Raw genomic sequence first — 20,873 nt, forward strand, 5'->3', positions numbered from 1 at the left:
GGGAGCCCGTCATGAACCAGCCACTCGCGGGCTACGCCCCCGCCCCCGTCACCGCCCGCATGGAGAACCACGGCAACCACATGCTGAAGGTCGCCATGCAGACCGGGCACGACCTCTTCGCGCGCGTCGGCTCGATGGTCGCCTACGAGGGCTTCGTCCAGTACGAGCCCAACCCGCCGGCCGTCCGCCAGATCGCCAAGGACTGGCTCACCGGTGAGGGCGCGCCCCTGATGAAGTGCTCCGGCGACGGTCTGCTCTACCTGGCCGACTACGGGGCCAACGTCGTCGTGATCAACCTCAACGGCGAGGGCATCTCCGTCAACGCCACCAACCTGCTCGCCTTCGACGCGCACCTCACCTGGGGCGTGGAGCGGGTCAAGGGCCTGGCGAAGTTCGCCGGGCAGGGCCTGTGGAACACCAGGATCTCCGGGCAGGGCTGGGTCGCGCTCACCTCGCGCGGCAAGCCGATCGTCGTCGACTGCGGAGGCGGTGAGGACGAGACGTACGTCGACCCCGACGCGCTGGTCGCCTGGTCCCCGAACCTCAAGGTGAAGGGCAAGCGCAGCTTCCGCGCCCAGTCGCTGATCGGCCGGGGCAGCGGCGAGGCCTACCAGATGGCCTTCTCCGGTCAGGGCATCGTCGTCGTCCAGCCCAGTGAGGACAGCACCGACCGTCTCCGGATCCGGGGCTGAGGGGGAGCGAGCACACCATGCAGAGTCCGCTTTTCGCGTACAACGAGCAGCAGACCCAGGACCGCTGGAGCCTGCAGAACCAGCAGATGCTCCGGGTCGCCCTCGACGGCCACGAGGACGTCCTCGCCCGCAAGGGCGCCATGGTCGCCTACCAGGGGCTCGTCGAGTTCGACGCCGAGTACCAGAGCAACAGCGGGGCACACGCGCGGGCGCACACCGGCGAGGGCCTCGACCTGATGCGCTGCCACGGGCAGGGCACCGTCTACCTCGCCAACCTCGCCCAGCGCATCCACATCATGGACGTGGAGCCGGACGGCCTGACGGTCGACAGCAGCTACGTCCTCGCGATGGACTCCTCGCTGCACCACGAGGTCATCGCCGTGGACAGCCTCTACGGCATCTCCGGCTCGGGGAAGTACCAGCTCAACATCACCGGCCGGGGCAAGGTCGCGCTGATGACCTCCGGCATGCCGCTGCTGCTCCAGGTGACGCCGGACAAGTACGTCAACTGCGACGCCGACGCGATCGTCGCCTGGTCCACCTCGCTGCGCGTGCAGATGCAGGCCCAGACGCACTCCTCGGGGGTGTGGCGGCGCCGCGGCAACACCGGTGAGGGCTGGGAGCTCAGCTTCATGGGCAACGGCTTCGCGCTGGTCCAGCCGAGTGAACTGCTGCCGCCGCAGAACGCCCAGACCGGCTCCGGCCTCGCCGCGCAGTACGGCATGGGCCAGCAGGGCGCCCGCGGCCAGAACCAGGGCAACGTCTGGAGCTGAGCGCGCACCGATGCGCCGGGGCCGCACCCTCGAGAGGGTGCGGCCCCGGCGTACTTCTCAGGCCCCGAGCCTCGCGCGCGTCGCGTCGAGCAGCCGCACGACGGAGTCGTCCGCCACGTCCGGCACCTCGTCGTACGGGAACCAGCGCACGTCCAGGGACTCGTCGCTGACCGCGTGGACGGCGTCCGGCGTGGCCAGGGCCGCGTACTGCACGTCGAAGTGGCAGTGGCAGGGCGGCGGTACGGGATGCCGGTCCAGCCGCACGGGACCGCCCGGGAGGAGCGTCAGACCCGCGACACCGGACTCCTCGGTCGCCTCCCGCAGTGCCGCCGCGGCGAGCGTGGCGTCACCGGGCTCGCAGTGGCCGCCCGTCTGGAGCCACATCCGCAGTTTCCGGTGCAGCGTCAGCAGCACCCGGCCGCGCTCGGGATCGACCACCAGCGCGCTCGCCGTGAGGTGGCCGGCCCCGCAGGCCTTCCACAGGCCGTCCTGATGCGCGGCCAGGTGCTCCAGATAGGCGTCCCTGAGCCCGGGCTGGTCCTGGTACGCCTTGAGGACCAGCATCGCGTCGTCGTGCAGGCTCACTCGGCGCCGTCGCCCTTGCTCTCGTCGCCCTTGCCGCCTTCGCCGTCGCCCTGGGGGTTCTGGGTGTCCTCGGCGTCCTTCTTGCGCAGGCCGGGCTTGTCGGCGGCCTCGCCGAGCATCTTGTCCAGCTCGGAGAAGTCGATCTGCTCCCGGTGCACGAAGCCGTCCGGGTCGTCCAGGTCGGTCGCCGTCGGCAGCATGTCCGGGTGGTGCCACAGGGCGTCCCGGCCGTCGACCCCGCGCGCGTCGGTGAGCGAGGCCCACAGACGCGAGGCGTCACGCAGCCGGCGCGGACGCAGCTCCAGGCCGATCAGCGTGGCGAACGTCTGCTCGGCCGGGCCGCCCGAGGCGCGGCGGCGCCGCAGCGTCTCCCGCAGGGCGTCGGCCGACGACAGCCGTGGCTTGGCCGCCGCGTGCACGACCGCGTCCACCCAGCCCTCGACGAGCGCCAGTGCCGTCTCCAGCCGGGCCAGGGCCGCCTTCTGCTCGGGCGTGTCCTCCGGCTGGAACATGCCCTGCTGAAGCGCCTCCTGCAGCTGCTCGGGGTTCTGCGGGTCGAACTGGCCGACCACGTCCTCCAGCTTGCCGGTGTCGACCTTGATGCCGCGGGCGTAGCCGTCGACCGCGCCGAACAGATGCGACCGCAGCCACGGCACGTGCGCGAAGAGCCGCTGGTGGGCGGCCTCGCGCAGGGCGAGGTACAGCCGCACCTCCTCCTGCGGGACGCCCAGGTCCTTGCCGAAGGTCCCGACGTTCAGCGGCAGCAGCGCGGCCTTGCCGGCCGGCCCCAGCGGCAGGCCGATGTCGGACGAACCGACGACCTCGCCGGCCAGCACGCCGACGGCCTGGCCGATCTGCGTGCCGAACATGGCGCCGCCCATGGAGCGCATCATGCCGATCAGCGGGCCGGCCATGGCCTGCATCTCCTCCGGCAGGACGTCGCCCATCGCGTTGCCGACGCGCTCGGCGACCGGGTCGACCAGCTCCCGCCACGCGGGCAGGGTCGCCTCGACCCACTCCGCACGGCTCCAGGCCACCGCGGAGTGCGCGCCGGACGGCAGGGAGGTGGCGTCGTCCAGCCAGAGGTCGGCCAGCCGGACGGCCTCCTCCACGGCCCTGCGCTCGGCGGGGCCGACACTGGCGTCCTTGGAACCCTGCGCGGTTCCCTGGGCGACCGTCTGGCGGGCGATCTGCTTGGCCATGTCCCAGTTCACCGGTCCGCCCTCGTAGGAGAGCATCTGGCCGAGCTGCTGGAACGCGGCGCCCAGATCGCCCGGGTTCATCGACCCGAACATCGCGGCGAACGGATTGTCCGCACCGGGTCCGCCAAATCCGCCCGCCCCGGGCATGCCGAAGCCGAACGGGTTGGCCGGGCCCTGACCACCGCCGCCCTGCGGGTCCTTCTTCTTGCCTTCGTCGCCGTCGTCCGGCTCCTCCGGCGGAAGGCCGAATCCGAATGGGGTGTCACTCACGGGTTTCCTCGGCTTGTAGGGCCACCGGTTCTTTCCGGCGGCACGGCTGCCCGACAACACCACCCAGCGTAGACACCTGAGACGGTTCGGGCCTCGGTGCTTCGCCGACAGAGAGCCTGCGGCAGGATGGATGCCACCTGGTACGCACGCGTCGCTCGCGCTCGTACTGAAGACAACCGCTGGAGACGCCCGGTGAGTTCCCCAGATCCGCAGGTTCGCGCAGCGCGAAACAAGTCAACCAGTCCTCCGCCCCGCGGGCCCGTCGTGGCGGTCACCGGTGCCGCCTCCGGCGTCGGGGCCCTGCTGACCGAGCGGCTCGCGGCGTCGGAGGAGGTCAAGCAGGTCGTCGCCATCGACGAGCGGCGCGGCGAGTGCGCCGAGGCCGAGTGGCACATCCTGGACGTCCGGGACCCCGCGATCGCGGAGCGGCTGCGCGGCGCCGACGTGGTCGTCCACCTGGCCCTCGACCTGGACCTGGAGACCGACGCGGCCGCCCGGACGGCCTACAACGTCCGCGGCACGCAGACGGTGCTGACCGCGGCCGCGGCCGCCGGGGTGCACCGGGTGGTGCTGTGCACCTCGACCATGGTCTACGGGGCGCTGCCCGACAACGAGCTGCCGCTGTCCGAGGACGCGGAGCTGCGCGCCACCGCCGAGGCCACGGGCGTCGGCGACCTGCTGGAGATCGAGCGGCTGGGCCGCCGGGCGCCCCGCGCGCACCCCGGGCTCAACGTCACCGTGGTGCGCCCCGCCGTGCTGGTCGGCGGCACCGACACCGCGCTGACCAGGTACTTCGAGTCGCCCCGGTTGCTGGTGGTGGCCGGTTCCCGGCCCGCGTGGCAGTTCTGCCACGTCGACGACCTGTGCAGCGCCCTGGAGTACGCCGTGCTGGAGAAGGTCGACGGCGAGCTGGCCGTGGGCTGCGACGGGTGGCTGGAGCAGGAGGAGATCGAGGAGCTCAGCGGCATCCGGCGGATGGAGCTGCCGTCGGCGGTGGCGCTCGGCGCGGCGGCCCGGCTGCACCGGATCGGGCTCACCCCGTCCCCGGCCGGGGACCTGGCGTACACGATGTACCCCTGGGTGGTCAGCGGCAGCAGGCTGCACGACGCCGGGTGGCGTCCCGCGTACACCAACGAGGAGGTGCTCGAGCAGCTCCTCGACGAGGTGTCCGGCCGGCACACGGTCGCGGGCCGCCGCCTGGGCCGCAAGGACGCGACGGCCGCCGGCGCGGCGGGCGCGACGGTGGCGCTGCTCGGCGCCGCGGCGGTGGTGCGCCGGGCCCGGAAGGCGCGCCGGCGGATCTGACGCGGACGGACCCCCTTGGGGGAGCCGCCGCGGCACCACGCGCGCGTACCGGGCGATGACGCTGTTCCGCCCGGTCGGCGGGGTGGGGCACGATGGGGCCCATGGCACCTACGACGGACCACCCCGGTGAGCAGCCCGCCCAGGACCCGGTCAAGCTGATCGCGATCCGTGACACCCCGCTGTCGGTGGACGAGATCCTGCGCGCGGTCGGCGACGACGCGGCCGGCGGGACGGCGCTCTTCGTGGGGACCGTGCGCAACCACGACGGGGGCGCCGACGTGGACGAACTGGGCTACTCCTGTCATCCGAGCGCCGAGGACGAGATGCGGCGGATCGCGGAGAAGGTCGTCGCGGACTTCCCCGTCCGGGCGCTGGCCGCGGCCCACCGGGTGGGGGACCTGCGGGTCGGGGACCTCGCCGTGGTCGTCGGCGTGTCGTGCGCGCACCGGGGCGAGGCCTTCGAGGCCTGCCGCAAGCTCATCGACGACATCAAGCACGAGGTGCCCATCTGGAAGCACCAGCGCTTCTCCGACGGCTCGGAGGAGTGGGTCGGCGTCTAGGGTCCGGCCGGCGGGACCGAGCCGGGGAAACCGGCAGAGCTGCGCGGCACAGGTGAGCGGGGCCGGCCGGCGGCAGCGCCGCGGGGACGCGTGCCCGGCCCCGCGTGCCCGGCAGGATCCGCCGGACAGGCCGGAGCGCGCCCGTCCCGTGCGGTTGCGTGACCGCACCCCTGAGGTGAGCGTGGTCACTGCGGATGGTTAATCTGCTGATCAGTCAGTATGGCGGACGCTCATGGGGTTGGGAGGTCGGCATGGCGGCTCTTGCCTGGTTGCTGATTCCGCTGATGGCCGTGATCGGAGCGGGACTGTGGGGCAGTTGGGCCAACCGGACCCGCAAGGTGCGCAGCGACGGTCCCGAACTCATCGGCTACGCCCGTTTCCGTGAGGCGATGGAGAAGGAGCGGGCGGGCCGCTGAGCCCGGAGAGCGCGGGCCGGGACGGACGGTGGGGCCGGGGCCGCTCGACCGGGCGGCCCTGACGGTGCGCTGACAGGTCCGTCCCGTACTGTCGTTGCATGCCACGCCGTACGGTGACGATGCTCGCCTCCACCCTGATGCTGATCGCGCTCCTGTGCGCGGGAGTCTTCATCCCCGTGCCCTACGCGGAGATGTCGCCGGGGCCGACGGTGAACACGCTGGGTGAGCACGAGGGCGAGCCGGTGCTCCAGATCGCCGGACGCAAGACCTACCCGGCGGACGGCAACCTCAACATGACCACCGTGCGGGTCACCAGCGCCGACTACCGCATGAACCTCGTCGAGGCCGTGTACGGCTGGCTCGCGCACGACACCAAGGTCGTCCCGCACGACACCCTCTACCCGGACGGCAAGACGGAGGAGGAGTCGACCCAGGAGAACGCCGAGGAGTTCAGCCAGTCCCAGGAGAGCGCCAAGGTGGCGGCCCTGAAGGAGCTGGGCATCCCGGTGAAGTCCTGGGTGATCGTCTCCACGGTCGTCAAGGGCGCGCCCGCCGAGGGCAAGCTGCACGCCGGAGACGTGATCAAGGCCGTCGACGGCAAGGCCGTGAAGGAGCCCTCCGACGTCGCCGAGCTGGTGACCGAGCACGAGCCGGGCGAGGACGTCGTCTTCACCGTCGTGCCCGCCAAGGAGCAGGCGGCCGCCGAGAAGGAGAAGCGGACGGCGGTGCGGACCGAGGAGGTCACCGTCACCACCCGGGCCTCCGACGACGCCGGCGAGGAGCGCGCCGTCGTCGGCATCTCGGCGGGGACCGACCACACCTTCCCGTTCGCCATCGACATCAAGCTCGCCGACGTGGGCGGCCCGAGCGCCGGACTGATGTTCGCCCTCGGCATCTACGACAAGCTCACCCCGGGCGCTCTGACCGGCGGCGCGTTCGTCGCGGGCACCGGCACCATCGACGACGAGGGCAAGGTCGGGCCGATCGGCGGCATCGAGATGAAGACGGTCGGCGCGCGCGACAAGGGCGCCGAGTACTTCCTCACGCCCGCCGACAACTGCGCCGCCGCCGCCAAGGACACCCCCGACGGCCTCACCCTGGTCAAGGTCGGCACCATGGACGACGCCCTGGACGCCCTGAAGGACATCCGGGCGGGCGACACCGCCGGCCTGCCGACGTGCACCGCGTCCTGACCGGAGCGGCTACTCCTCGAACGTCGCGGTCAGCGCCCGGGCCAGACCCGGCACCAGGTCCGAACCCGTGAGCACCTCGGTCGGGGAGTCCTTCTCCCGCAGCCGGAGCGCCGACTCACGGGAGCCGTCGCGCAGCACCGCGACCGTCATCCGGACCTCCTGACGCTCCGGGTGCTCCGCCACCCACCTGGTGAGGGCGGCCTCGTCCAGGTCCTTCGGGACCTCGGCCTCCGCGGACGGCGGCAGCATCAGCCGCTCCACGCTGAGGGCGCAGCCGGTGACCGCGTCGGGCCAGGCGATGGTGCCGAGGAACTCGTCGAGCGGCTTGCCCGCGGGGATCTCCTCCTGCTCGATCGGGGTGAGGGCGGCGGACTCCTCCCCGCCGTCCAGGCCGAGGCGGTCCGCGAGGGAGGGCTGTTCCGCCCGAAGCCGGGCAGTGTCTACGAGGGCGAACAGTCGGGCGGGCTGGTCCCAGCCCAGTCCGGACACGTACTCGTCGATCTCGAGCACGGCCCGGGTGAGGGGGTTCGCGGCCATGGGTGTGTTGGACATGGTCACAATCCTCTCTCGTTCCCGGCCCGAATCGGGAACCGAGTAAAGGGTGAGTAAGTTGCATAGGTGTGGGCCCACGATCACGGGGGACCACGACGGTCCGTGAAGACGCGGGCTCGACGAATCAACAGCGAACTTCGAGGTGCCTACCTTGGCTTTCCAGATGCCGGACCGCGGCGGAGGCCCGACGGGGCCACGGATCAGAGTGGGCCGGCCGTCCCGACGGGTCCGGACCCTCCTCATGACACTGGGCGTCCTTGCCGTCCTCGGCATGGTGTTCACCATGTTCGCGGGGTTCTGGACCGACTGGCTGTGGTACCGATCGGTCAACTACTCGTCGGTGTTCACGACGACCCTGTGGACCAAGATCGGGCTGTTCTTCGTCTTCGGTCTGCTCATGGCCGTCTCGGTCGGCTTCAACGTCTGGCTGGCCCACCGCCTGCGGCCGCCGCTGAGCGCCATGTCGATGGAGCAGCAGAACCTCGACCGGTACCGGATGGGGATCGCGCCCTACAAGAAGTGGCTGCTGCTCGGCGTCACCGCGCTGGTGGGCCTGATCGCGGGCGCCTCGGCGTCCAGCCAGTGGCGCACCTGGCTGATGTGGGTCAACGGCGTGCCGTTCGGCCAGAAGGACCCCCAGTTCAACCTGGACGTCTCCTTCTACGCCTTCGACCTGCCCTGGTACCGGTTCCTGCTGGGCTTCGGCTTCGCCGCCGCCGTCCTGGGACTGATCGCCGCCGCGCTCACCCACTACCTGTACGGCGGGCTGCGCATCACCAGCCCGGGCGCGCGCGCCACGGCCGCCGCCACCGGGCACCTGTCGGTGCTGCTCGGCATCTTCGTCGCCCTGAAGGCGGTCGCGTACTGGCTCGACCGGTACGGACTGGCCGTGAAGTCCAGCGACTTCAAGGCCACCGACAGCTGGACCGGTCTGCGGTACGTCGACGCGAACGCCTACCTGCCCGCGAAGACGATCCTGTTCTGCATCGCCGTGATCTGCGCGCTGCTGTTCTTCGCCACCCTGTGGCGGCGCACCTGGCAGCTTCCGGTGATCGGCTTCGGCCTCATGGTGCTGTCGGCGATCCTGATCGGCGGCCTCTACCCGGCGATCGTGCAGAAGTTCCAGGTCCAGCCGAACGAGCAGGCCAAGGAAGCGCCGTACGTCGAGAAGAACCTCAAGGCCACGCGTGAGGCCTACGGGATCGACGACTCGCAGGTGACCGACTACCCGGGCGTCGCCCAGACCGAGGACCAGGCGAAGCTGCGGGACGACGTCACCGACGCGGCCAGCATCCGGATCATGGACCCGAACGTCGTCTCCCCGACGTTCCAGCAGCTCCAGCAGATCAGGAACTACTACGCCTTCCCGACCAACCTGGACGTCGACCGGTACACCAAGGACGGCAAGGAGCAGGACACCGTCATCGGCCTGCGCGAGCTGAACTACGCGGGCATCCCGAAGCGGAACTGGATCAACGACCACTTCCGCTACACCCACGGGTACGGTGTCGTCGCCGCCGAGGGCACCAGCGCCGACGCGGGCGGACGCCCGGCGTTCACCGAGTCCGACCTGCCGTCCAAGGGCGACCTCGGCACGTACGAGCAGCGCGTCTACTACGGCGAGCGGACGACCACGTACTCGATCGTCGGCGGTCCCCAGAAGGAGATCGACTACTCCGACGACAGCGGTGAGAAGACGTACAGCTACAAGGGCGACAGCGGCGTCAACCTGGACAACCCGGTGAACCGCGCCGCCTACGCGGTCGCGTTCGGCGAGCCGCAGATCCTGTACTCCGGCGCCATCGGCGAGGGTTCGCGGATCCTGTACAACCGCACGCCCAAGGAGCGCGTCGAGGCGATCGCGCCCTGGCTGACCATCGACGGCGACGCCTACCCGGCGGTCGTCGAGGGCCGGATCCAGTGGATCGTCGACGCCTACACGACGACCAACGGCTACCCGTACGCGTCCCGGACGACGCTCGGCGACACCACGGCCGACTCGCTGACCGCCACCAACGACCAGCGCGCGGTGGTGGCCCAGCAGAACCAGGTCAACTACATCCGCAACTCGGTGAAGGCGACCGTCGACGCGTACAGCGGCGAGGTCAAGCTCTACCAGTGGGACACCGAGGACCCCGTCCTGAAGACGTGGATGAAGGCGTTCCCGGACACCGTGGAGCCGCGGAGCGAGATCTCCAAGGCTCTGATGGACCACCTGCGGTACCCGCAGGACCTGTTCAAGGTCCAGCGTGAGCTGCTCACCCGCTACCACGTGAAGGACGCCAACACGTTCCTCTCGGGCAGCGAGGTCTGGCAGGTGCCGGACGACCCGACGAACAAGACGGGCGAGACGGTCCCGCCGTACTACCTGAGCATGCGGATGCCGGACCAGCAGGAGCAGGTGTTCTCGCTCACCACGACGTTCACGCCGAACGGCCGTGACAACCTGAGCGCGTTCATGGCGGTCAACGCCGATCCGGGCACCAAGGACTACGGCAAGATCAGAATCCTGAAACTGCCGACCAGCACCACGGTCTCCGGACCCAAGCAGGTGCAGAGCCAGTTCAACTCCCAGCAGGACATCGCCGAGACGATCAGGCTGCTGCGAGGCGGCGACTCCGAGGTCGAGTACGGCAACCTGCTGACGGTCCCGCTGGACGGCGGACTGCTCTACGTGGAGCCGGTCTACGTACGCGGTGGTGGACTGAAGTACCCGCTGCTGCGCAAGGTGCTGGTGACCTACGGCGGCCAGACGGCGTTCGAGGACACGTTGGAGCAGGCGCTCGACAAGGTCTTCGGCGGCGAGGGCACCCCCGTCGACCCGCCGGCCGACGAAGGGACCGGCGAGGACGAGGGCACCGGCGAGGACGAGGGCACCACGCCCCCGCCGAGCACGGAGCGGCCCTCGACGGCCCAGGAGGCCCTGAACGACGCGCAGGAGGCCTTCGAGGCCGGCCAGGAAGCCCTGAAGAACAACGACTGGGAGGCCTACGGCCGGGCGCAGGAGGACCTCGAGGACGCGTTGCGCAGGGCCGAGGAGGCGCAGTCCGGCGGGGCCGGCGGCGCACGGAGCAGTCCGAGCGCCGACCAGAGCACGAGTCCACGCTCGAACAGTTGACCAGGAGGCCTGGTCACAGGCCCACCCCGCGCCGTGCTACGGTTGCAGCACAACGGCGCGGGGTGGAGCAGCTCGGTAGCTCGCTGGGCTCATAACCCAGAGGTCGCAGGTTCAAATCCTGTCCCCGCTACTGACGTCGCACGACAGCGACACCAAAGGCCCGGATTCCCCAGGGAATCCGGGCCTTTGTGGTGGGCGAACGCATGTGCCCGCTCTTCCGACGGCCGTGCCGCCGACGGGAGTTGGGCGGTTTGTGTTTGACTTGTCTCTCTGTGGGCATGTCGACAAAACGCTGAAGTGACCTCACTGACTGCGGTATACCAGGTGTACCCAGGTTGCAGGTGGTGCGACGATGGATGTTATGGGGGACAAGGCAACTCTGTTCGAGTCAGGGCGTTTTGTGCAGTCCTCCCCTCGGGAGGAACCCCCCCACGACGCGGGGGAGCCGGCCGACGAGGCGGCGGAGGAGCTGCGCCGGCGGCTCGCCGCCGAGGCCGGTGACGTCGAGGCGATGAGCGTCCTCGGCGCCATGCTGCTGCGCCGTGGTGACCTCGACGGTGCCGAACCCCATCTGCGCGCCGCCACCGCCGCGGGCGACCGTGCCGCCGCCAACAACCTGGGCGTCCTGCTGCATCAGCGGGGCTACCCCGACGAGGCCGCCGGATGGTGGCGGATCGCCGCCGTCGCCGGTTCCACGGCCGCGGCCCACGCGCTCGGCCGCCACCACCGCGAGCGCGGCGACGAACCCGCCGCCGAGTACTGGCTGCGCCAGTCCGCCGAACAGGGCCACACCCTCGGCGCGTACGCCCTCGCCGACCTCCTGGAGCACCGGGGGGACACCGAGGGCAGCGAGCGCTGGATGCGGGCCGCCGCCGAACGCGGGCACCGCGAGGGCGCCTACCGGCTCGCCCGCGCCCTGGACCGCAAGGCCGTTCGGGTCTCCGGCGACGACGGCGCGGCGCTGGTCGAGGAGGCCGAGCAGTGGTACCGGCAGGCCGCCGCGCGCGGACACCGCCGGGCCGCGCTGCACCTGGGCACGATCCTGGAGAAGCGCGGCGAGCTGAAGGAGGCGGGCCGCTGGTACCTGACCTCCGCCAAGGACGGCGAACCGCGCGCCGCGTGCGCGCTCGGCTTCCTGCTGCGCGACGCCGGGGACACCGAGAACGCCGCCGTGTGGTGGCTGCGCGCCGCCCAGGACGGTGACGGCAACGCCGCCAACGCGCTGGGCGCCCTGCACGCCGAGCGCGGTGAGACGCAGACCGCCGAGCGGTGGTACCGGGCCGCCATGGACGCCGGCGACATCAACGGCGCGTACAACCTCGGTCTGCTCTGCGCCGACCAGGGGCGCACCACCCAGGCCGAGCAGTGGTACCGCCGGGCCGCCTACGCCGGACACCGCGAGGCCGCGAACGCGCTGGCGATCCTGCTGCTGCGGGCGGGGGACGAGACCGGCGCGGAGCCGTGGTTCTCCAAGGCCGCGGAGGCGGGCAGCGTGGACGCCGCCTTCAACCTGGGCATCCTGCACGCCGGGCGGGGCGAGGAGCGGGCCGCGCTGCGCTGGTACGAGCGGGCGGCGGCGGCCGGGCACACCGAGGCGGCGCTCCAGGTCGGCATGGCCCGGCTGCGGGACGGCGAGGAGGGCGAGGCCGAGCGGTTCCTGCGGTGTGCTGCGGGGGGCGGCAGCGCGGAGGCGGCGTACCGGCTGGCGACCGTGCTGGACGCCCGGCGCCCGCCGGAGCCCGCGCACGAGCTGGGGGAGCCGGTGCACCGGCGCAGCGAGTGCGAGGAGTGGTACGAGCGGGCGGCCTCGCAGGGGCACCGGCGGGCGCAGGTGCGGGTCGGCATGCTGGCCGCGGCCCGCGGCGACGTGACGGAGGCGGCCCGGTGGTACCGGGAGGCCGCGGAGGCCGGCTCGCGCAACGGCGCGTTCAACCTGGGGCTGCTGCTGGCGCGGGAGGGCAGCGAGCCGGAGGCGGTGGTGTGGTGGACCCGCGCCGCCGACGCCGGCCACGGCCGCGCGGCCCTGCGCCTCGCCCTGGTCCACGCCCGCAGGGGCGAACTCGCGGAGGGCCAGCGCTGGGCCGACCGCGCGGCGGAACTGGGCCCCCAGGCGGTCAAGGAGCGGGCCACCCGCCTCCGCGACGCCCTCCGGGAGGAACTCTCCGCGTAACCCCGGTGGGCGCGGCCCGCCCGGGGCATCGGGGGCCGAGGGAGGCGCGCCCCCGATGGGAAGGCGCCGGCGCGTGGCGCCGGCCGAGGGGTACGGGCGGCCGAGGGGTACAGGCGGGCCGGGGTCCGGGACGGGACCCGCTGGGGTGCGTCCTTGGGCCCGGGCAGGTTCCCGGTGCTTCCGGGCCGGTCCGCGTAAGTCCGAAGGGACGGTTCTGGCGGAGCCGGGGAGGGAGTCGGGGGCAGGCGCCTGCTGGGGTGCGTCCTTGGGCCCGGGCAGGTTCCCGGTGCCTCCGGGGGCCGGTCCGCGTAAGCCCGAAGGGACGGTTCAGGCGGGGCGCCGGGGAGGGAGCCGGAGGCAGGCGCCTGCTGGGGTGCGCCCTTGGGCCCGGGCAGGTTCCCGGTGCTTCCGGGCCGGGTCGGCCGACGTGAAGCCCGAAGGGACGGTTCTGGCGGAGCCGGGGAGGGAGTCGGGGGCAGGCGCCTGCTGGGGCGCGCCCTTGGGCCCGGGCAGGTTCCCGGTGCCTCCGGGGGCCGGTCCGCGTAAGCCCGAAGGGACGGTTCAGGCGGGGCGCCGGGGAGGGAGCCGGAGGCAGGCGTCCGCTGAGACGTGCCCCAGGGCCGGCAACGGCCCCGTAGTCCAGGGGAGTGACCCGCTCGGGCGGGCCCCGGGCAGGCTCGGGGAAGGGATTTGCTTCCGTCGGGCGTCTTGACGTAGCGTTGGGGACATCGCCGCGGGGTGGAGCAGCTCGGTAGCTCGCTGGGCTCATAACCCAGAGGTCGCAGGTTCAAATCCTGTCCCCGCTACTGATGGCCGAGGGCCGGAACCCAAAAGGGTTCCGGCCCTCGGTCGTTCCCCTGGCGAGGCGTCCAGTGTTCAGGCATGACCGTCCAGTGTTCAGGCATGACGAAGAGCCCCGGTCGCTCGGAAGTGGCCGGGGCTTCGTGAAGGCCCTGGGTGCCGGCTACGCCGCCGCGCAGGCGGGGCACAGGCCGCGGTACGTCACCTCGACGTCGGACACCGTGAAACCGAACCGCTCCGTGTCGGGGAGGTCGGCCAGCGGGTTGCCGGTCGGGTGGACGTCGCGGATCGACCCGCACTGCGCGCACACCAGATGGTGGTGCGGGCGGTGCGCGTTCGGGTCGTAGCGCTTGGCCCGCTGGTCCGTCGCGACCTCCAGCACCTCACCGAGCGAGACCAGCTCGCCCAGGGTGTTGTAGACGGTCGCCCGGGAGATCTCGGGCAGCTTGACGACAGCTCTGGCGTGCACCTCGTCGGCCGTCAGGTGGACGTGTTCGCCGTCGAGGACCTCGGCCACCACACGGCGCTGCGCGGTCATCCGCCAGCCGCGTCCGCGAAGTCGTTCCAGAAGGTCACTCATAGGCACCAGCCTAACAGCAGGGGGGAGTCGAGCCCCCGAACGGATGCGATTTTGGAGCTTTACTTGACTTAGACATTGTCCATTGTAGGATCGAGCTCGGCTTTGGCCAAGGGACCAGTTGGTCGGTAAATGACGCAGGAGGCGCACGTGACGCAGGGACCGCTTACTACGGAGGCCGGTGCCCCGGTTGCCGACAACCAGAACAGCGAGACCGCGGGCGTCGGCGGCCCGGTCCTCGTCCAGGACCAGCTCCTGCTCGAGAAGCTGGCCCACTTCAACCGTGAGCGCATCCCGGAGCGCGTGGTGCACGCCCGCGGCGCCGGTGCGTACGGCACCTTCAAGGTGACCGCCGACGTCACGAAGTACACCCGGGCGAAGTTCCTGTCCGAGGTCGGCAAGGAGACCGAGGTCTTCCTGCGCTTCTCCACGGTCGCGGGCAACCTGGGCGCCGCCGACGCGGTGCGTGACCCGCGCGGTTTCGCGGTGAAGTTCTACACCGAGGAGGGCAACTACGACCTCGTCGGCAACAACACCCCGGTGTTCTTCATCCGGGACGCCATCAAGTTCCCCGACTTCATCCACACCCAGAAGCGCGACCCGTACACCGGTTCGCAGGAGGCGGACAACGTCTTCGACTTCTGGGGCCTGTCGCCCGAGTCCACGCACCAGGTGACCTGGCTGTTCGGTGACCGCGGCATCCCGGCGTCCTACCGCCACATGGACGGCTTCGGATCCCACACCTACCAGTGGAACAACGAGGCCGGCGAGGTCTTCTGGGTCAAGTACCACTTCAAGACGGACCAGGGCATCAAGAACCTGACCGCCGAAGAGGCCGAGATCCTCGCGGGCAAGGACCCCGACTCGCACCAGCGCGACCTGCGCGAGGCCATCGAGCGCGGTGAGTACCCGTCCTGGACCGTCTACGTCCAGATCATGCCGGCGGCCGAGGCCCCGACCTACCGCTTCAACCCGTTCGACCTGACCAAGGTCTGGCCGCACGCGGACTACCCGCTGATCGAGTTCGGCAAGCTGGAGCTCAACCGCAACCCGGAGAACATCTTCGCCGAGGTCGAGCAGTCGATCTTCAGCCCCGCCCACTTCGTGCCGGGCATCGGTCCCTCCCCGGACAAGATGCTCCAGGGCCGTCTCTTCGCGTACGGCGACGCCCACCGCTACCGCGTCGGCATCAACGCCGACCACCTGCCGGTGAACCGCCCGCACGCCACCGAGGCGCGCACCCACTCCCGTGACGGCTACCTGTACGACGGCCGCCACAAGGGCGCGAAGAACTACGAGCCGAACAGCTTCGGCGGCCCCTTCCAGACGGACCGCCCGCTGTGGCAGCCCGTCCCGGTCACCGGGGTCACCGGCGAGTCGGTCACGCCCGTCCACGCCGAGGACAACGACTTCGTCCAGGCGGGCAACCTCTACCGGCTGATGTCGGAGGACGAGAAGGAGCGCCTGGTGAAGAACCTGGCGAACGCCATCTCGGGCGTGACGCGCGACGACATCGCCGAGCGCGCGATCAACAACTTCCGCCAGGCCGACGAGGACTTCGGCAAGCGGCTGGAGGCCGCGGTGCAGGCCCTGCGCGGCTGATTCCAGCGCTGGACCGCTTGTCGATCGACGGGCCGGACTCCCTCACGGGGGGTCCGGCCCGTTCCCGTGCCGTCAGGCGGGCACCTGCGGGACCCGCTGCCGCACGGGCGCCCAGCAGCGGATGATGTCGCGGACCGAGACGATGCCCGCGGGCTCGTCCCGGTCGAGGACGATCAGGTGCCGGAAGCCCCCGTGGGTCATGGCGGCCGCCGCCTCCTCGACGGTCCAGGAGGGGGTGGCGAAGACGACGTCGGTGGTGGTGTGGGCGTGGGCGCGCTCCGCGTCGGGGTCCTGGCCGAGACCCACGGAGTTGAGGACGTCCCGTTCGGTGAGGATGCCGATGCCGGTGCCGTCGGGGTCGAGGACCACGGCCGCGCCCACCCGGCGCGCGGACATCAGGGCGGCGGCCTGGCGGAGCGTGTGGGCGGGGCCGATGGTGAGGACCACGGTGCTCATGGCGTCACGGACGAGCATGGATGGAGCCACCTCCTACCGGAAAGCACGAGGTCACGGGCGGGCGGACCCGCTCGTGCGCGCTTTCACAAGTTCACAAGTGGGGGAGGCTCTCAGAGTGGCAGGCAAAGCGGGGGTCAACAAGAGGGCGCACGCGGCCGGCCGGGGGCGCGGGAGCCGGCCGCGGCCGGTTCAGTACCGCTGGTTGAGGTACCCCAGCAGTTCGTCGTGGAGCAGACCGTTCGACGCGGCGGCGTTGCCGCTGTGCGGGCCCGGGCGGCCGTCGAGCCCGGTGAAGGCGCCGCCGGCCTCCGTCACCACGATCGCCGTGGCCGCCATGTCCCACAGTGACAGCTCCGGCTCCGCGCACAGGTCGACCGACCCCTCGGCGACCATCATGTACGGCCAGAAGTCGCCGTACGCGCGCGTGCGCCACACCTCGCGGGTGAGGTCGAGGAAGCCGTCCAGCCGCCCCTGCTCCTCCCAGCCGGTGAGCGAGGAGTACGCGAAGGAGGCGTCGGAGATCCGCGAGACGCGGGAGACCTGGAGCCGGGTGGCCGAGGACAGGCTGCGCCCGGCATAGGCGCCGTGACCCCGCGCCGCCCACCAGCGGCGGCCCAGGGCGGGGGCGGACACCACGCCGACGACCGGCTGGAAGCCTCCCCCGTCGTCGGCCTCCATGAGCGCGATCAGCGTGGCCCAGACGGGCACGCCGCGCACGTAGTTCTTGGTGCCGTCGATCGGGTCGATCACCCAGCGGCGCGGACCGGTGCCCTCGACGCCGTACTCCTCGCCCAGGACGGCGTCGCGCGGGCGGGCGCGCTGGAGGTGGCCGCGGATGAGCTCCTCGGCGGCCTTGTCCGCCTCGCTCACCGGCGTCATGTCGGGTTTGGTCTCCACCTTGAGGTCGAGAGCCTTGAACCGGTCCATGGTCGCGGCGTCGGCGGCGTCCGCGAGGACATGGGCGAGACGCAGGTCGTCGAGGTAGTCGGGCATGTGACGAACGGTATCGGCCGAGGTCGGTCCCGGGCCACCGGGGCCCGGTTCCGCGACCCCTTGACAGCGCCCGGAGGCCCGTCAAACCTGACCGCAGGGTCGGCCGCTCGCCCCGAGGGAGGCGATGATGCCTGCAGCGCGGGAATCTCTGCTGGACGCCGCTCACGCCGCCCTGGCCCGCCGTCCGTGGTCCGCCGTGCGCATGGTGGACGTGGCCGCCGCGGCCGGGGTCTCCCGCCAGACGCTCTACAACGAGTTCGGCAGCAAGGACGGTCTCGCCCGTGCCCTGGTCCGCCGGGAGGCCGACGGCTACCTGGCCGGCGTCGACCGGGCCCTCACCGCCCACGCCGACCCCCGCGACCGCCTCACCGCGACCGCCGAGTGGACCATGCTGAGCGCCCGCGAGAACGCCCTGGTGCGGGCCATGCTCACCGGCTGCTGGGGCGAACGTCTGCCCGCGCCCGTCCCCGGGGCCGTCCCGTCCGGCTCCCCGGAGCCCGCGCAGCGCCGCGCCGACGGGCCGCTGCCCGCGCCCGCCGACTTCGTGCACCTGGTCCGCGACCGGGCCGTCGCCGTGCTCGCCGGGCCGGGGCACGCCCGGGGCGACACCGCCGACCTGGCCCGCTCCTGCGAGCTGGTGATCCGCCTCGCCCTGTCCTGCGTGGTCGCGCCCCCGCCCGACGACGGCGTGGCCGGACTGGTCAGGGGCGCCCTGCACCGGCAGCCGGTGCCGTAGCGAGCAGCCGTACGGAGGGGGAGCGGCTCAGTGGGCCGAGCCCGAGAGCTGGAGCCCGATCACCCCGAGGATCACCAGGGTGATGGAGACGATCTTCAGGGTGGACACCAGGTCCCCGAGGAACACCATCCCGTAGACGGCCGTCCCCGTCGCCCCGATGCCCGTCCACACCGCGTACGCCGGCCCCACGTCCAGCTTCTTCAGCGCCAGCGTCAGCAAGCCGAAGCTGCCGAGGGCGAACGCGCAGAAGGCGATGGTCGGCCACAGCCGGGTGAAGCCGTGCGACAGCTTCAGGCACACGGCGAAACCGGTCTCGAGCAACCCGGCGACGATGACCAGCAGCCACGCCATGTGTGTCCTCCCGCATGCCCCGCGTACAGTGACCGCTTCGTCCGGTTCGTGTCAGGCTCGGTGTGATTATGCACTTACCGGCTGCGGGTCGGGGCGAACGCGACGCGGGTCAGTCCCCGTCGGTGCGCTCCCGCGAGGCGAGCAGCCGCCGCAGCGAGTACAGCCGCGCCGGGTCCGCGTGGCCCTCCGTCACCCAGTCGTCCAGCGCGCAGTCCGGTTCGTCGTGGCTGCACGCGCGCGGACAGCCCTCCGTGCCCGACTCCAGGTCGGGGAAGGCGTGGATGACCCGCGACGGGTCGACGTGGGCCAGCCCGAACGACCGCACGCCCGGCGTGTCGATCACCCAGCCCTCGGCGCCCGCGAGCGGCAGCGCCAGCGCGGACGTCGTGGTGTGGCGCCCCCGCCCGGTCACCGCGTTGACGTGGCCGGTGGAGCGCCGCCGCTCCTCCGGGACCAGCGCGTTGACGAGGGTCGTCTTGCCGACCCCCGAGTGGCCCACGAACGCCGTGATCCGGCCGTCGAGCTGCTCGCGCACCCGCTCCACCGCCGCGCCGCTCTCCAGCTCCGCGCGGCTGGTGACGACGTAGGGGATGTCCAGGTCGCCGTAGAGCTCCAGCAGCTTGTCGGGCGGGGCGAGATCGGACTTGGTGAGCACCAGCAGCGGTTCCAGGCCGCCGTCGTAGGCGGCGACCAGGCAGCGGTCGATCAGCCGCGGCCGGGGCTCGGGGTCGGCGAGAGCGGTGACCACGGCGAGCTGGTCGGCGTTGGCGACGACCACCCGCTCGTAGGGGTCGTCGTCGTCGGCGGTGCGGCGCAGCACCGACGAGCGCTCCTCGATCCGCACGATCCGGGCGAGGGTGTCCTTCCTCCCGGACAGGTCGCCCACCAGGGCCACCCGGTCGCCCACCACGGCGGCCTTGCGGCCCAGCTCGCGGGCCTTCATCGCGGTCACGACGCGGTCCTCGACGAGGCAGGTCAGCCGGCCCCGGTCGACCGTGAGGACCAGGCCCTCGGCGGCGTCCTCGTGCTTGGGCCTGATGTGGGTGCGCGGCCGGTTGCCCCTGCGGTTGGGGCGGGAGCGGATGTCGTCCTCGTCGGTGTGCTTGCCGTAGCGGCGCATCGTGAACCCCTACGCCCCGAGCATCCCGGTCCACAGCTCGGGGAAGTCCGGCAGGGTCTTCGCCGTGGTCGCCACGTTCTCGATCTGCACGCCCTCGACCGCCAGGCCGATGATCGCACCGGCGGTGGCCATGCGGTGGTCCTCGTAGGTGTGGAAGACCCCGCCGTGCAGCCGTCGGGGGCGGATGTGCAGGCCGTCGGCCGTCTCGGTGACGTCGCCGCCCAGCTCGTTGATCTCCTTGGTGAGCGCGGCCAGCCGGTCCGTCTCGTGCAGCCGCAGATGCGCCACGCCCCGCAGCGTCGACGGGGAGTCCGCGAGGGCCGCGACGGCCGCGACGCCCGGCGTCAGCTCGCCCACCTCGCCGAGGTCCACGTCGATGCCGTGCACCGCCCCGGAGCCGGTGAAGACCAGCCCGTACTCGGTCAGCTCGCAGGAACCGCCCATCTCGGTGAAGATCTCCCGCAGCCGGTCGCCGGGCTGGGTGGTCCGCGCGGGCCAGTCGGGGATCACCACCTTGCCGCCGGTGACCAGCGCGGCCGCCAGGAACGGCTGCGCGTTGGACAGGTCCGGCTCGATCGTCAGGTCCCGGCCGAGCAGGGCGCCCGGGGTGACCCGCCAGACGTTCGGCTCGCCGCCCGACTCGGGGGTGTCGACCTGGGCCCCGACCGCGCGGAGCATGTCGACGGTCATCCGGATGTGCGGCACCGACGGCAGCGTCGCGCCGGTGTGCCGCACCTCCACGCCCTGGTTGAAGCGCGGCGCCGACAGCAGCAGCGCGCTGACGAACTGCGACGAGGACGACGCGTCCACCTCGACCGTGCCGCCGTCCAGCGCGCCCCCGCCGTGCACCGTCATCGGCAGCGCGCCCCGGTCGTCGTCGTCGATCCGGGCGCCCAGCCGGCGGAGCGCGTCGATGACGCCGTTCAGGGGACGCTCGTGGGACCGCGGGTCGCCGTCGAAGCGCACGGGGCCGTCCGCGAGGGTGGCCACCGGCGGCAGGAACCGCATCACCGTGCCCGCGTTGCCCACGTCCACGGTGGCCGGGCCGTGCAGACCGGCCGGCACCACCCGCCAGGCCTCGCCCGTCCCGTCGGGACCGATCCCCTCCTCGATCTCCACGCCCATGGCGCGCAGCGCGCCCGCCATCAGCAGCGTGTCGCGCGAGCGCAGCGGGCGGCGCAGCCAGCCCGGCTCGGAGGCGAGGGCGGCGAGCACGAGGGCGCGGTTGGTGACCGACTTGGACCCGGGCACGTGGACCGTCGCGTCGACGGCTCCGCTCGCGTGCGGGGCGGGCCAGAGGGCGGTGTGCGTGGGGTTCGGGGCCATGGGGCCACTTTATAAGGAGGCGGGGAGACAGGCCGTTCCGTGCCCGCCGGGCGGAACACGCCGGCCGGTGGCCCC

The 20,873-nt window shown here is 72.0% G+C and carries 19 protein-coding genes and 2 tRNA genes; 12 read left to right on the plus strand and 9 right to left on the minus strand.

Features of this window, described 5'->3' with window-relative positions:
* The first annotated feature begins 11 nt into the window (after positions 1 to 11).
* Positions 12 to 692: an AIM24 family protein gene (locus ACWH4W_RS11595; protein ID WP_290005880.1), complete on the plus strand. Its 681-nt coding sequence runs from the start codon at positions 12 to 14 to the stop codon at positions 690 to 692.
* Between the two features lie 17 nt (positions 693 to 709).
* Complete coding sequence (locus ACWH4W_RS11600; protein WP_473075671.1) at positions 710 to 1,465, plus strand: AIM24 family protein; 756 nt, start codon at positions 710 to 712, stop codon at positions 1,463 to 1,465.
* Between the two features lie 57 nt (positions 1,466 to 1,522).
* Here ACWH4W_RS11600 and ACWH4W_RS11605 read toward each other — a convergent pair whose 3' ends face one another.
* Together ACWH4W_RS11605 and ACWH4W_RS11610 are read right to left on the minus strand one after the other, a co-directional pair.
* Positions 1,523 to 2,050 (minus strand): NUDIX hydrolase, encoded by a 528-nt coding sequence (locus ACWH4W_RS11605; protein WP_473075672.1) that lies wholly within the window; start codon positions 2,048 to 2,050, stop codon positions 1,523 to 1,525.
* Positions 2,047 to 3,522 carry a zinc-dependent metalloprotease gene (locus ACWH4W_RS11610; RefSeq protein WP_473075673.1) on the minus strand — a complete coding sequence of 492 codons (1,476 nt, stop codon included), beginning with the start codon at positions 3,520 to 3,522 and terminating at the stop codon, positions 2,047 to 2,049. The genes ACWH4W_RS11605 and ACWH4W_RS11610 overlap by 4 nt, the downstream gene beginning before the upstream one ends.
* A gap of 192 nt (positions 3,523 to 3,714) precedes the next feature.
* Between ACWH4W_RS11610 and ACWH4W_RS11615 the strand changes: the two genes are divergently transcribed.
* The 4 genes from ACWH4W_RS11615 to ACWH4W_RS11630 all read left to right on the plus strand — a co-directional run bounded on the left by ACWH4W_RS11615 (position 3,715) and on the right by ACWH4W_RS11630 (position 6,996).
* Positions 3,715 to 4,827 (plus strand): SDR family oxidoreductase, encoded by a 1,113-nt coding sequence (locus ACWH4W_RS11615; protein ID WP_473075674.1) that lies wholly within the window; start codon positions 3,715 to 3,717, stop codon positions 4,825 to 4,827.
* A gap of 101 nt (positions 4,828 to 4,928) precedes the next feature.
* Positions 4,929 to 5,387 (plus strand): molybdenum cofactor biosynthesis protein MoaE, encoded by a 459-nt coding sequence (locus tag ACWH4W_RS11620; protein WP_473075675.1) that lies wholly within the window; start codon positions 4,929 to 4,931, stop codon positions 5,385 to 5,387.
* Positions 5,388 to 5,638: 251 nt separating this feature from the next.
* On the plus strand, positions 5,639 to 5,803 hold the full coding sequence (locus ACWH4W_RS11625) for a hypothetical protein (RefSeq protein WP_473075676.1): 165 nt from the start codon (positions 5,639 to 5,641) through the stop codon (positions 5,801 to 5,803).
* Positions 5,804 to 5,901: 98 nt separating this feature from the next.
* The gene (locus tag ACWH4W_RS11630; RefSeq protein ID WP_473075677.1) at positions 5,902 to 6,996 is read left to right on the plus strand and encodes a YlbL family protein; all 1,095 of its coding nucleotides are present in this window, start codon (positions 5,902 to 5,904) and stop codon (positions 6,994 to 6,996) included.
* A gap of 9 nt (positions 6,997 to 7,005) precedes the next feature.
* On the opposite strand, the gene ACWH4W_RS11635 is transcribed toward ACWH4W_RS11630, so the two are convergent.
* Positions 7,006 to 7,548, minus strand: a complete 543-nt coding sequence (locus ACWH4W_RS11635; RefSeq protein ID WP_473075678.1) for a PPA1309 family protein — start codon at positions 7,546 to 7,548, stop codon at positions 7,006 to 7,008.
* Positions 7,549 to 7,711: 163 nt separating this feature from the next.
* Between ACWH4W_RS11635 and ACWH4W_RS11640 the strand changes: the two genes are divergently transcribed.
* From ACWH4W_RS11640 to ACWH4W_RS11655, 4 genes are all read left to right on the plus strand, one after another.
* Complete coding sequence (locus tag ACWH4W_RS11640; protein WP_473077476.1) at positions 7,712 to 10,666, plus strand: UPF0182 family membrane protein; 2,955 nt, start codon at positions 7,712 to 7,714, stop codon at positions 10,664 to 10,666.
* Between the two features lie 56 nt (positions 10,667 to 10,722).
* Positions 10,723 to 10,796 (plus strand) — tRNA-Met (locus ACWH4W_RS11645).
* Positions 10,797 to 11,018: 222 nt separating this feature from the next.
* Positions 11,019 to 12,836, plus strand: a complete 1,818-nt coding sequence (locus ACWH4W_RS11650) for a tetratricopeptide repeat protein (protein WP_473075679.1) — start codon at positions 11,019 to 11,021, stop codon at positions 12,834 to 12,836.
* Between the two features lie 732 nt (positions 12,837 to 13,568).
* A tRNA-Met gene (locus ACWH4W_RS11655) sits at positions 13,569 to 13,642 on the plus strand.
* Between the two features lie 158 nt (positions 13,643 to 13,800).
* Here ACWH4W_RS11655 and ACWH4W_RS11660 read toward each other — a convergent pair.
* Positions 13,801 to 14,217, minus strand: a complete 417-nt coding sequence (locus ACWH4W_RS11660) for a Fur family transcriptional regulator (RefSeq protein ID WP_473075680.1) — start codon at positions 14,215 to 14,217, stop codon at positions 13,801 to 13,803.
* Positions 14,218 to 14,364: 147 nt separating this feature from the next.
* Between ACWH4W_RS11660 and ACWH4W_RS11665 the strand changes: the two genes are divergently transcribed.
* Positions 14,365 to 15,816, plus strand: a complete 1,452-nt coding sequence (locus ACWH4W_RS11665; protein WP_106412538.1) for a catalase — start codon at positions 14,365 to 14,367, stop codon at positions 15,814 to 15,816.
* 72 nt (positions 15,817 to 15,888) lie between these two features.
* Here the strand turns inward: ACWH4W_RS11665 and ACWH4W_RS11670 are convergent, their stop codons facing one another.
* The gene (locus ACWH4W_RS11670; protein ID WP_473075681.1) at positions 15,889 to 16,290 is read right to left on the minus strand and encodes a CBS domain-containing protein; all 402 of its coding nucleotides are present in this window, start codon (positions 16,288 to 16,290) and stop codon (positions 15,889 to 15,891) included.
* A 171-nt stretch (positions 16,291 to 16,461) separates the two neighbouring features.
* On the minus strand, positions 16,462 to 17,265 hold the full coding sequence (hisN, locus tag ACWH4W_RS11675; RefSeq protein WP_473075682.1) for a histidinol-phosphatase: 804 nt from the start codon (positions 17,263 to 17,265) through the stop codon (positions 16,462 to 16,464).
* A 124-nt stretch (positions 17,266 to 17,389) separates the two neighbouring features.
* Here hisN and ACWH4W_RS11680 point away from each other — a divergent pair, with 124 nt between their 5' ends.
* The gene (locus tag ACWH4W_RS11680; RefSeq protein ID WP_473075683.1) at positions 17,390 to 18,001 is read left to right on the plus strand and encodes a TetR/AcrR family transcriptional regulator; all 612 of its coding nucleotides are present in this window, start codon (positions 17,390 to 17,392) and stop codon (positions 17,999 to 18,001) included.
* Between the two features lie 27 nt (positions 18,002 to 18,028).
* Here ACWH4W_RS11680 and ACWH4W_RS11685 read toward each other — a convergent pair whose 3' ends face one another.
* The 3 genes from ACWH4W_RS11685 to aroA all read right to left on the minus strand — a co-directional run bounded on the left by ACWH4W_RS11685 (position 18,029) and on the right by aroA (position 20,798).
* Positions 18,029 to 18,352 carry a DMT family transporter gene (locus ACWH4W_RS11685; protein WP_473075684.1) on the minus strand — a complete coding sequence of 108 codons (324 nt, stop codon included), beginning with the start codon at positions 18,350 to 18,352 and terminating at the stop codon, positions 18,029 to 18,031.
* A 109-nt stretch (positions 18,353 to 18,461) separates the two neighbouring features.
* Positions 18,462 to 19,472: a ribosome small subunit-dependent GTPase A gene (gene rsgA, locus ACWH4W_RS11690; protein WP_473075685.1), complete on the minus strand. Its 1,011-nt coding sequence runs from the start codon at positions 19,470 to 19,472 to the stop codon at positions 18,462 to 18,464.
* A gap of 9 nt (positions 19,473 to 19,481) precedes the next feature.
* Positions 19,482 to 20,798, minus strand: coding sequence for a 3-phosphoshikimate 1-carboxyvinyltransferase (gene aroA / locus ACWH4W_RS11695; protein ID WP_473075686.1), 1,317 nt, complete (start codon positions 20,796 to 20,798; stop codon positions 19,482 to 19,484).
* Positions 20,799 to 20,873: the final 75 nt, after the last annotated feature.

The sequence above is a fragment of the Streptomyces sp. DSM 120436 genome, assembly GCF_055778765.1.